Source organism: Thermorhabdus hydrogeniformans (assembly GCF_049310025.1).
Classification (GTDB): Bacteria; Bacillota; Thermosediminibacteria; order Thermosediminibacterales; family Tepidanaerobacteraceae; genus JBJYKD01.
On record NZ_JBJYKD010000028.1, the window covers coordinates 30,582 to 42,373 of the forward strand.

The following is an 11,792-nucleotide window of genomic DNA, read 5'->3' on the forward strand; positions in this document are numbered from 1 at the left end:
TATATAATGATGCGGCTATGTGCAATTCGCCCCCAATTAAATTCTCAGGTTCCCCTCGCCAAACTCTTCTACAATCCTGTCGGCCAGGCGGCTGTACCGCAAAAGGGCCCTGTTGTTTCGGATGGCGATGCTCAGGGCCTGTTTTGTACCCACCAGCACTATCAGCTTTTTGGCTCTGGTGATGGCAGTGTAAAGAAGGTTTCTCTGGAGCATAACATAGTGCTGGGTGGTTATCGGCATCACCACCACGGGGAACTCGCTCCCCTGGCTCTTGTGGACCGAAAGGGCGTAGGCAAGGGTAAGTTCTTCCAGGTCCTGGGCCTGGTAAACCACTTCCCTGTCCTGGCCGGGGGCGGCAAAAGACACCACAACTACGCCATCCTCGTCGATTTTAACTATCCTGCCCAGGTCGCCGTTGAAGATTTCCTTGTCGTAGTTGTTTTTTACCTGCATAACCCTGTCCCCCTCCCGGAATGTGAGCATCCGGTAGCGCCACTCCCTTTTGCCGGGGGCGGGGGGATTTAACAACTCCTGGAGTTTCTGATTTAAATTTAAAACTCCTGCAATCCCCTTTTTCATGGGGGTAATAACCTGTATGTCCTCCATCGGATCAAATCCTCCATAGGCCGGCAGCCTGGTTTTAACGAGTTGGAGAATTGTATTCAATAAGTCTTCCGGTGCCTGCACCTGTTCAAAGAAAAAGTCTTTATCCTTTATGTTTAAATAGGGGAAAAGCCCCCGGTTTATCCTGTGGGCGTTGACTACTATCATGCTTTCTTTGGCCTGGCGGAAGATTTCGTCCAGCACCACCACGGGAATCCTGCCGCTGGCGATTATCTCCCTCAGGACGCTGCCGGGCCCCACCGACGGCAGCTGATCCTTGTCCCCCACCAGTATTAGCCTGGCGCCGGGTTTGAGCGCGGCAAGCAGGTGGTACATAAGTATTATATCCACCATCGATGTCTCATCGACTATAACCACGTCTTCCTCCAGAGGATCCTCCTGGTTTTTCCCGAAATCCATGCCGCCTTCTTCGTAAGCCTTATATTCCAGCAGGCGGTGTATGGTCTTGGCCTCTTCTCCCGTGGCCTCGGACATCCTTTTGGCCGCCCGGCCCGTGGGAGCGGCCAGGGCTACTTTCAACCCACGCGCCCTGAAAAATTCTATGAGGCTCTTTATGGTGGTGGTCTTCCCCGTGCCCGGTCCCCCTGTTACGACCAGCACTCCGCAGGACGCGACCTTTTCCAGCGCTTCCCTCTGCCTTCTGGCAAGGCTGATGCCGCATTTCTTTTCTATGAGGCGAATATCCTCTCCGGTGATTTTTAGAGGATTTCCCGCCATGGTCGACAGCAAAAAAAGGCGCCGGGCCACGGATTTTTCCGAAAAGTAAAAGGCTGAAAGGTAAACATCGTTCCTTCCCCAGGTGTTTTCTATGACCACGTCCTCTTTTTCCCTTAAAGCCATGAGAGCCTGGTTTATCAGTTCTTCATTTACTTCCAGCAGTTCCGAAGCTTTATGTATAAGTTCCTCCTGCGGCAGGAATACGTGGCCTTCGTCCGCCGCACTGTAAAGCACATATTTTAATCCGGCCGAAAGCCTTTCCAGAGAATCGGCCTCCATGCCCATCATGCGGGCAATCCTGTCGGCGGTTTTAAACCCAATGCCGTATACTTCATCGGCCAGGCGGTAAGGGTTTTGCTTGAGCACCTCAATGGACTTTTCGCCGTAGTTTTTATACACCCTGACCGCAATCCCCGGACCAATACCGTATTGCTGCAGAAAAAGCATTATCTCCCGGGTTTCTTTTTGCTGTTCGTAAGACTCCATTATCATCTCGAGCTTTTTCTGGCCAATGCCGTCTATCACCAGGAGCTCCTGCGGCGAAGAACCGAGGACCTCCAGGGATTTTGCCCCGAATTTTTCCACGATCTTTCTCGCGGTGGTGGGACCTATCCCCCGGATTACACCGGAAGCCAGGTAGTTTTCAATTTCCTTTACGGTGGCCGGCATCAGGGTTTGGTAAAACTCCACTTTTAACTGGTAACCGTAGTCTTTATGCATAACCCATCTGCCCTTCAGCCTGAGGACCTCCCCCACCTCCAGTGAAGGGAAATACCCCACAGCCGTTATGGTATCGTTATTATCCTTTACCGATAGTTTAACCACCGTAAAGCAGTTTTCTTCGTTGTGATACGAAATTTTCTCCACGGTGCCTTCAAGTTCGACCATTCGGCACACCTCAACGGTTTTTTTCATATTCTTTTTATATCATTTTTTAACACCACATGCAACAGGTATCGCCGCTTCCATGGTTCGGCCTCAGGGAGATGCTTAAAAAAAATAACGCCCGGCGACGGCCTGGGATGAAAGAAGATATAAAGCCTTTTACGACATATATCGTTTGAAGGTGATAACCTTGTTCCTGCCTTCCTGTTTTGCGCCAAAGAGCAGGGCCTTATCGGCTTTGCTCACCAGGTCGTCCACCGACAGGGCGTCCTCAGGGTAAGAGGCGACACCGGCACTGATGGTAATAAAGATTTTCTTGCCGGATACGGACCTGGCCATTTCCGTTTTCTCGACAACGGCCCGGATTCTCTCGGCTATGCCGGCCGCTTCCGCGGAAGACGTGTTTGGCAGGATTATGGCGAATTCCTCCCCGCCGTATCTTCCCACCACGTCCTGGCTCCTGACGTTGTTTTTCAGCACTTCTGCCAGGTTTGAGAGTATCTCGTCTCCCACCAGGTGGCCGTACATGTCATTATAGGATTTAAAATAATCTATGTCTATTATTATAAGGCTGAAAACTCCGCCGGTACATTTTACCCTGTTTGCCTGTCTCTCCAGTTCTTCATATATATAGCGGTAATTGTAAAGTTTTGTCAGCCCGTCCGTAATCGCCAGCTGGGCCGTTCTATCAAAGAGCTTCGCATTGGAAATGGCCACCGCCGCCTGGCTTGCCAGAATACTTGTAAGGGTAAGATGCTTTTTTGTATAGATGTAATTCTTATTGCTGGTGAGGGTAATGGCGCCTATCAATTCATTCCCTGTTATTAGCGGAACCACCATCATTGATTTGGTTTTCGGCGGATAACCGGGTAAAAGCCTGAACCTGGGATCCCTGTCGCAGTTGTTTACAATCTCTCCCTTCCCTTTTAAGAGGCAGCAACCGGTTATGCCTTCTCCCAGCTGTATCCTTGTATTTTTAAAGTCGGGATCGTTAAAGCCGTCGTAAATAGCCGGCACCAGAGCGTTTTGCTGGTAGACAAACAAACAGGCGGTGTCCCAGGGTGCTACGCTCTGGATGGACGTAAGGACTGTCTCCAGGACCTCCTGGATATCCAGGGTGGAAGTCATGGTAGCCGCCATGTCATAAAGGGCCGTTAATTCCCGGTTGATGACCACCATGTTCATATACATCCTGTATGTATACACCAGACCCATATAGGGGATAAACACAAACAGCGCCGGATAAAAACCCCCGCGCCGGTAAATAAAGATCATCAATATTCCAGCCGGCAGCGCCACCACGTAAGTTGCAAGGTCATTCCACAGAGATTGCGCAAAATTCGTAAAGGGACGGGTGGAGTTTTTCAAGGACAAATAATATTCCACCAGCACGTTGTTTGCCAGAAAGTAAGTCACTATACCCGCGGCCTGAGCCAGGCCCTCGTAAAATAACATGCCGTTAAAAACACTTCGGGCGGCCAAGTATATGCCCATACCGCCGAAAAAGCTCAGCATGTATTGCCCGACATTAAACAATACCGAATAAACCCTTTCATCGGGTTCATCCTGTCTATGGAGATGGATCTGGACAGCCAGGGTGCTTAAGGCTTTCATAAAGGCTGCGGGTACGGGACCGAATATAAATATCGATGAATATACAAAACCGAATTCCATAGTTAAAAAAAATCCATTAAACGGAATCGCGTTAAATTCCGATACTGCCATAATAGATAAAAATATTAAAAATCTATGCCAGGGTTCTCGCATTTCAATACCGAACAGAACTGCCGCCATCGCCAGAATCCCTATACCTGAAGTAAAAACAACCCCGGCAAATCTTTTTTGTGCCCTCATTTTGGGAAGGCCCCCCCGACACCTTTTTATTAATAATAATTTACCATCATTTAATAAATATTTCTACACCATCAGTATATTTCCTTTTTTTATGAAAAAAAAGAGACCCTCTTTACAGGGTCAACACCACGAAAGAAAGGGGGGCATACAAAAGAACTAAGGGGTAAAACTGTCGAGAAAGAAATAGGGCTTTTACGATTATAATTATATATTATCATGGAAAAATTTGATATCACTCGGTTGTCCTAATTTTAATGGGAATTTAGACCTATTTCGACACCTTTTTTCGACGAATAGAAATTTGTAAGCTTCTTTACCTCTTTATAACTCATGCGGGTCGCGTCAATGATGACAACTACCGGTTCGCTTATTAAGTTCAGAGCTTCCATGATGCACCCTCTGAAATGGCTGTCGGACAATAAAATCACCTTCAATCCGGGAAATTGAAGGGAGAGTTTTTCCAAAATCCCCCGGGTTTGATCCAGGGAGCCGTTGTCGACAATTATCAGTTCCCTGGAATTCATGCCCGAAACATGCCTGTAAAAGTTTCTTACAATATCCTCAATATGATCCTGGGCATTTTTTACCACGATAATTACATCCGGATGTCTGCCCGGCCTGCTTTCCGAAAAACCCGATGCAATAATTTGAAATATATATATAATCCCGAAAACGGCCAGCAGTGTCAAAAAAGCCAGGCTTATGTCTGCGGTTGAAATAATCCTTTCCACTCCGCCCCCCCCCTTTTTTTAATATATAATATTCTATTCAGGGGGAAACGGAACCGTTCTTACACAAGCTTATTTTTTAAGGCGAAAACAGCCACCTGGGTCCTGTCCATGAGGTTCAGCTTTCTCAATATGCTGCTCACGTGATTTTTAACGGTCTTTTCGCTGATACCGAGTTTGCTGGAAATCTCATAGTTGTTCATGCCCTCGGCTATGCACACCAGAACTTCTTTTTCTCTTGGGGTAAGGGGCTTCTTCGCCGTGGCAATGGGTTGAGTTATCCTGTTGAACTCGGCGACCAGGGCTCTGCTCAAGGTGGGTTGTATGTATGTCTCCCCCCGGCTCACAGACCTCACGGCTTCAAGCAGCCCCTGGGGCTCTATGTCTTTCAGTATATAACCCAAAACGCCCGTTTTAATGAGCTCCAGTAAATACTCCCGGTCATCATAGATGGTCAGAATTATTATTTTTGTAGACACTTTTTCACTTTTCAATTTTCTGGTAACCTCAATGCCGTTTAACCGGGGCATATTTATGTCCAGCAGCAGTACATCAGGGTTTTTGGCCTTTACCTCATCTATGGCCTCATAGCCGTCCGAGGCTTCCCCCACTACCTCGATATCTTCTTCCATCTCCAGAATTTTTCTGAGCCCCTTGCGCATAAGGACGTGGTCGTCCGCCAGCACTACCGATATTTTCCCCATTGTTAGATTCTCCCTTCATCCTTTATTGGTATTGTAACAAAAATTTTCGTGCCCCTGCCCGTTCCCGTGTCAACACATACGGAGCCGTTCAAAAGTTCCACTCTCTCTTTAATGCTCATTAGACCGAAATGTCCCTCTCCGTCCTGCATGGAACTCATAGAATTCCACTCAAAACCCCTGCCGTCGTCGGCGACAACGAGATTCACCAGACTGTTGCTAAATTCCAGTTTCACCATGGCGTTTCGTGCCCCGGAATGTTTTTTAATATTGGTCAGCGCTTCCTGAATTATTCTGAAGAGTGTAACCTCTATGCTGGAACTGAACCTTAATCTGTCCCCCATCATTTTAAACTCCACATTTATACCCGTATCTTCTTGAAATTCCGTGCAGTACCTGCATGTAACCGCCTCAAGCCCAAGGTCGTCCAGAGCCGACGGCCTTAAATTGAAAATTATTTTTCTCAATTCTTTCAACGAAGCCCGCACAATCTGCTTTAATTCCTGCAGCTCCGTCCTCGCCCTTTCCAGATCTTTTTCAAACAGCTTTTCACATATTTCAGCTTGGATGATGGCATTAGCCATGGTCTGGGCCGGTCCGTCGTGGATATCCATGGCCACCCGCCTTCTCTCTTCCTCCTGGGCTTTGATGATCTGGGCGGCAAAGTTCTGTTTCTGCGTTATATCCGAAAGATGACCCGAGATGTTCTCCAGGTTCCCCTTGAGGAAACTCAAAGCCACACCCACCTGCATGGTAAGGTGTTCCGCCTGTTTGAGAATCGTCTGCATGCTCTTGAAAGCCCTCTCCAGGTCGTCTCTTTTCTCTTTAAGCTGGTTTTCCCGTTCTTTTTCCAGGGTGAGCTTTATCTGGATGTCTTTGGCCTCTTCATAAGCCGCCCTTATATCGTCTTCTCTGTACTTTCTAAAATCTCTGCTCACGGCCATTAGTTTAAATCTTGCGGCTTTTTCGAGTTTTTCCAGGGCTTCAACTTTCTCTATGGTCTCCTTCACCTTTTCCTGCACCTGGAGCAGGTCCTTTTCCAGCCGCTCGCACTCTTGTTTGGCGTGTTCGGCTATATTGAAGATTTCTTTCTGCCCTTTTTCTACGGCCTCTATGGTGGAATTGATAACGGTGTTCAGGTGAGCGACATCCAGCCGGGATTTTTTCAACACTTCACCCCTCCTTTAAGGCCATATATATATTCGATAAAAAACGTCAAATTTCCTTCCATTGCAACAAAATGCAATAAAAAGGCAGCCGTTAAAGGCTGCTTGCTTGTTTTTTCAGAATCTCTGCTTTATCGGTTCTTTCCCACGGCAGGTCCAGATCGCTCCTCCCAAAATGCCCGTATGCCGCCACCTGCCTGAATATGGGCCTCCGAAGATTCAGGTCGCGGATTATGGCCCCCGGACGTAGATCAAAGTTGTCAATAACCAGCTTCTGTAATTTTTCATCGGGTACGACGCCGGTGCCGAAGGTATCCACCATAATGGATACCGGGCGGGCGACACCGATGGCATAAGCCACCTGCACCTCGCACCTGGATGCAAGACCCGCAGCCACGATATTTTTGGCCACGTACCTGGCGGCATAGGATGCCGAGCGGTCCACCTTGGTGGGGTCTTTGCCCGAAAACGCTCCCCCTCCGTGCCTGGCGTAGCCGCCATATGTATCCACTATGATTTTCCGCCCTGTCAGACCCGAGTCACCATGCGGCCCACCTACCACGAACCTTCCGGTGGGATTCACGTAAAACTTTGTGTTTTTATCTATCAGATGTTCAGGTACTACCTTCTTTATCACATGTTCTATTATATCGGCCTTGAGGGCGGCAAGCTCCACCGCCGACTTGTGCTGGGCTGAAACCACTATCTTGTCCACTCTAACGGGCTTCGAATCCTCATACTGCACCGTTACCTGGGTCTTGCCGTCAGGCCTCAGATATGGAAGCAATTTTGACTTTCGAACTTCGGCAAGCCTCTTTGCCAGCTTATGAGCCAGAGATATGGGAAGCGGCATCAGTTCGGGGGTCTCATCCACCGCGAAGCCGAACATCATACCCTGGTCGCCGGCTCCTATCCTGTCCAGGTCGTCGTGAACTTCCTCCCCCTCCCGGACCTCATAGGCATTGTTCACACCCATGGCTATATCGGGCGACTGTTCGTCAATCGAAGTGACCACCGCACATGTGTCACAGTCAAAGCCGAATTTTGCGCGTGTGTATCCGATCTCCCTGATGGTTTCCCGCGTGATTCTGGGTATGTCCACATAACATTCCGTGGTGATTTCCCCCATCACCACCACAAGCCCCGTAGTAACCGCCGTCTCGCAGGCCACTCTGGCGTAAGGGTCCTTTTCCAATATGGCATCAAGAATAGCATCCGAAACCTGGTCGCATATCTTGTCGGGATGCCCTTCGGTCACCGATTCCGAAGTAAAAAGGAAATTCTTTCCCAATTTAAAACCTCCCTTTTCAATTACTTTTTCATTGAAAGGCATCGGGATTTACTCTCAGGTCAAAACCGTTTTTCATATTGTTGAGGGCTACCCTGATGCTCTCTATAACCATTCTCTGTATAAAAGGGTGATAGTAAAGGGGCTTTAAGTCCATGTTGAGAAGGGCGGCGAGCACCACTTTCGCCAGTTCGCCCTGACCGGCTCTTACCAGAAAATCGGCCGAAAGTTCCAGCATCCTCTTTATCATCTCTACATGGGGTTCTATAAGTTCGCGGGTGAAATCGGCAAAAAGTTTTTCCGTTTTTCGATAAGTCATCTTTTTTAATACATAACCCTTTTTAGAACGATTTTCATCGGCGTAATCGTACACCCTGGGCTCCGCCACAAACCAGTCGTCAAACGGGCCATAGTTAAACAGGTCAAAAGTTTTCCTGAGATACTCCTCACTTTGGGAAATAAATTCCAGGTCAAAGTCTTCAAAAACGGGTTTATAAAACTGGGGCTGGAGGTTGTAACTTTGTTCCAGAAGATGCTTCCAGAAAAAGAACTGGTAGGGAATATCCGTATTTTTCCGGTAGTTGCAAAATAGCGCGTCTTTTATAAGGGTGAGGGCGTACTCCATGTCGCATTCCGCTACCATCGTAGTTTTGGAAAGATCCTTGACAGAGGCGTTAAATTCCCGCATACTTATCTGCGACACACCCCAGCAGTCTTTGACACCCACATCGGCGTTCAGCAGCAGGTTCATGGAACAGAGCTTCCTGCTTTTCAATGGGTTTCGCCACGCTATCCACAGTGCCCTGCTGCCGAGACCGTCTATGGAAGAAATTATTACCTTTACAGGCTTTTGAAGGTTTACCGGCGGCACGCAAATTTCCATCTGAATACCGCTGAACTTGAGCCTCTGTGCCTCTCTTGAAGCGACCTTCTTCAGGCCTTCATCAGTCAGTTGATTTGCCAGTTTATTAAGCGAAAAAAGCGCTTTCCCCGATTTTATCTTACCCAAAGCCCTGACGGCCTCCTGCGCTATGGGGAGGTCGTCTATCATGGCGATTATCTCGAGTAAAGGTACGGCTTTTTCGTCCCTCTGTTCGCCGATATCCCTTATATAGGCCAGTTTCATGTCAAGGGGGAATTCTTCAAAGTCGTCCAGAATATATGGAATTAAAAAATAATCTTTGCTTATATCTTCAAGCATCTCCACAAGGGAGTCGGTCGCCACTTTGTCAAAATCATTCATGATGATATCAAGGGGCAATTCACCCGCGTCTACTCCGTAATGTGAAAGCACCGTAAGTATCCTGGCTTTGACTTTATCCGATACGTTAGGCATGACAAGGATGTCCATTAAAGGTTCCACCACATCGTAGTCGTTGGCGAACTCCAGCGCATAACACACTACCGGAGCCAGGACCTCGTCACTCTCTCTGAGCTTGGCCAGGCACACGGGTACCACCTGGTCACCCATGCTGAACAGCTTTTTCATGAATTCGTCCATTTGCCAGACGGTATAGTCCTTATCTTTTAATGACTCCAGAAAATCTATAATTCTCTTTTTATGTAAAAGCCGGTAGTCTACTTTTGAGGCTTTTTTCCCGGTCTTACGCCGCATGTCGTGCTCCTTTCTACCAGGGGCAAAATCTCACTTCGTTTATTATATTACAATTATATTTTTTGTCAATGCCGCGCGGCCTGCTCCGAATCCTGCCCGTAACAGGTTCTGTAAAAACCTCTCAAGAAATTTATTTCGTCCAGACTTAAAGAAAAGGGCCGGCCTATAATCATGGACTTTATAAATACTTCCGCCGTTTTCTCTACCATCAGGCTGAGTTTAAAGGCTTCCTCCAGGCACCGGCCCACTGTCACAACCCCGTGGTTGGCCAGTAAGACGGCGTTCCTGTCTTCCAATGCCCGGACAACATTTTCCGCCAGTTGCCGGGTTCCGGTAGGAGCATAATCCGCCACCTTTACGGGCCCCCCCACTACCGAAGCCATATCTTCCATAATGCAAGGGATTTCCATCCTTGCGGCCGCACACGCGCTGGCGTTAATGCTGTGGGTATGTATTATTGCTTTTACATCGGGCCTTGCCCTGTAAATAGCGGCATGCATCGGCGTCTCCACCGAGGGTTTTCGCCCCGGGTGCAGCGGGTTCCCGTTCAAATCCACCGCGACTATATCTTCGGGTTCGAGCGAAATATAATTCATGCCGCTGGGGGTAATAACAAAAATATCCTCACCCTCTTCTCGAGCGCTCAAATTCCCCCATGTGGCCACCACAAGGCCTTCTTTTACGATCTTTTCTCCAAATTCTACTACTTTTTGTTTTATCTTTATCAGCATCGTAAACACCTTCCATATTAAATTGCTACCACATTATTGCTACCACATTAAATTGCTACCATAGTGCCAGGCCAGTTGTTTCATCGAACTTTCTATCTAAAATGGCACCCTTTAACTCCCTTATATAAAATTCACCGGCAAAGACCCTGGTTCCTTCCAGCACATGCCCTCCAACAACCATGCCGTCTTCGCCCGCAAGAGTTATATGCAAATGGAGGAATGTCTTTCCTTCCTTTTTGGATATGTTACCTGTGCAGCTTAATATTTCCATGGGTTTTTCAAAGGACAGGCAATTATAGGTCTTTTTCTCCTGGTCGTATATGGCAACTTTCGCCTTCCTGCAGGCTCCAATAAGCTCAATTACCCCCGTCTCTATATTCATTTCACTGGCAATAGCCGTCAGGGAATTGTAAAGGTCGCTGTCATAATCGAGTCTCCCCATAAACTCCCTGCCGGTCGTATATTCTTTTAATATCATAAGGTTCTCCTTTCCTTCAATTATACATTACTTATATTATTATATTTTCCCACTCAAACCAGTCAATACTTTAATTAAAGAAGCCGCCGGTCGCATAATTAAACCATCCTGGCGGTCTTTAATTCTTCGCCGCACCTGCAGCTTCTTTCACGCGGTATTCTCTTTATAATTTCATAAAGCAGTTCTTTTAATTTGCCTATGTTCTCATTGAAGACCTTCAATACCATCTCATGGCTGACGGGCTCTATCTCCGGGTGGCCCTCCAGACCCACATCGTAATCGGTAATCAGGGTAATATTGGCATAGCATATCTCCATTTCCCTGGCCAGCACCGCTTCCGGGTACTGGGTCATATTTATAACCTCCCAGCCGTGGCTTGAGAATTCCCGGCTTTCGGCCTTTGTGGAAAACCGCGGTCCCTGCACAACCACCACCGTGCCTTTCTCGTGGACCGGCAGTTTTTTTTCTTTTGCCACTTCAATGGCGATTTTGCGAAGTTCCGGACAATAGGGTTCGGCACCGCCGATATGTGTGGTGATAGGGCCATCATAAAAAGTATCTTTTCTTCCCCAGGTGCGGTTGACGAACTGGTCGCATATAACAAAATCGCCTGGCTTTATATGTGGCTGGAGGCTGCCGGACGCGCAGGGGCCCAGTATCCGTGTAACCCCGAGCATTTTCATGGCGTACACATTGGCCCTGTAGTTGATCACATGGGGTGGAAATCGATGATCTTTTCCGTGCCTGGGCAAAAACGCCACCGTCTTATCCCCTATCCTGGCCAGCGCAATTTTATCGCTGGGATGCCCATAGGGGGTATCAAGGGTTATTTCCCTTACATCGTCAAGGAAAGAATAAAAACCCGAACCCCCAAAGACACCGATATCGGCTTTTACATCCATAAAAAAACCTCCTCCAAATAATATATGATCAAAGAGAAAATACCAGCATGAGGGCAGCCATTGAAGGAACCAACTCAGCATTAAAGCGTGGGCATGAGCTTGA

At 47.8% G+C, this 11,792-nt stretch carries 10 protein-coding genes; all 10 read right to left on the reverse strand.

Features of this window, described 5'->3' with window-relative positions; all coding sequences use genetic code 11:
• Positions 1 to 36 precede the first annotated feature (36 nt).
• The 10 genes from recD2 to ACKX14_RS12575 all read right to left on the reverse strand — a co-directional run bounded on the left by recD2 (position 37) and on the right by ACKX14_RS12575 (position 11,689).
• The gene (gene recD2 / locus ACKX14_RS12530) at positions 37 to 2,229 is read right to left on the reverse strand and encodes an SF1B family DNA helicase RecD2 (RefSeq protein ID WP_422448136.1); all 2,193 of its coding nucleotides are present in this window, start codon (positions 2,227 to 2,229) and stop codon (positions 37 to 39) included.
• A 156-nt stretch (positions 2,230 to 2,385) separates the two neighbouring features.
• Positions 2,386 to 4,080 (reverse strand): sensor domain-containing diguanylate cyclase, encoded by a 1,695-nt coding sequence (locus tag ACKX14_RS12535; protein WP_422448139.1) that lies wholly within the window; start codon positions 4,078 to 4,080, stop codon positions 2,386 to 2,388.
• Positions 4,081 to 4,331: 251 nt separating this feature from the next.
• Positions 4,332 to 4,811 carry a glycosyltransferase family 2 protein gene (locus ACKX14_RS12540; protein ID WP_422448141.1) on the reverse strand — a complete coding sequence of 160 codons (480 nt, stop codon included), beginning with the start codon at positions 4,809 to 4,811 and terminating at the stop codon, positions 4,332 to 4,334.
• Positions 4,812 to 4,870: 59 nt separating this feature from the next.
• Positions 4,871 to 5,512 (reverse strand): response regulator, encoded by a 642-nt coding sequence (locus ACKX14_RS12545; protein ID WP_422448143.1) that lies wholly within the window; start codon positions 5,510 to 5,512, stop codon positions 4,871 to 4,873.
• A 2-nt stretch (positions 5,513 to 5,514) separates the two neighbouring features.
• Positions 5,515 to 6,681, reverse strand: a complete 1,167-nt coding sequence (locus tag ACKX14_RS12550; protein ID WP_422448145.1) for a sensor histidine kinase — start codon at positions 6,679 to 6,681, stop codon at positions 5,515 to 5,517.
• A gap of 88 nt (positions 6,682 to 6,769) precedes the next feature.
• A complete protein-coding gene (gene metK / locus ACKX14_RS12555) occupies positions 6,770 to 7,966 on the reverse strand; it encodes a methionine adenosyltransferase (RefSeq protein WP_422448147.1) in 1,197 nt (398 codons plus the stop codon).
• Positions 7,967 to 7,994: 28 nt separating this feature from the next.
• Positions 7,995 to 9,578, reverse strand: a complete 1,584-nt coding sequence (locus ACKX14_RS12560; protein ID WP_422448149.1) for a HEAT repeat domain-containing protein — start codon at positions 9,576 to 9,578, stop codon at positions 7,995 to 7,997.
• Positions 9,579 to 9,643: 65 nt separating this feature from the next.
• The gene (locus ACKX14_RS12565; protein ID WP_422448151.1) at positions 9,644 to 10,309 is read right to left on the reverse strand and encodes a class II aldolase/adducin family protein; all 666 of its coding nucleotides are present in this window, start codon (positions 10,307 to 10,309) and stop codon (positions 9,644 to 9,646) included.
• Between the two features lie 55 nt (positions 10,310 to 10,364).
• Positions 10,365 to 10,787 carry a PPC domain-containing DNA-binding protein gene (locus ACKX14_RS12570; RefSeq protein ID WP_422448153.1) on the reverse strand — a complete coding sequence of 141 codons (423 nt, stop codon included), beginning with the start codon at positions 10,785 to 10,787 and terminating at the stop codon, positions 10,365 to 10,367.
• A 98-nt stretch (positions 10,788 to 10,885) separates the two neighbouring features.
• Complete coding sequence (locus ACKX14_RS12575; protein ID WP_422448155.1) at positions 10,886 to 11,689, reverse strand: S-methyl-5'-thioadenosine phosphorylase; 804 nt, start codon at positions 11,687 to 11,689, stop codon at positions 10,886 to 10,888.
• Positions 11,690 to 11,792: the final 103 nt, after the last annotated feature.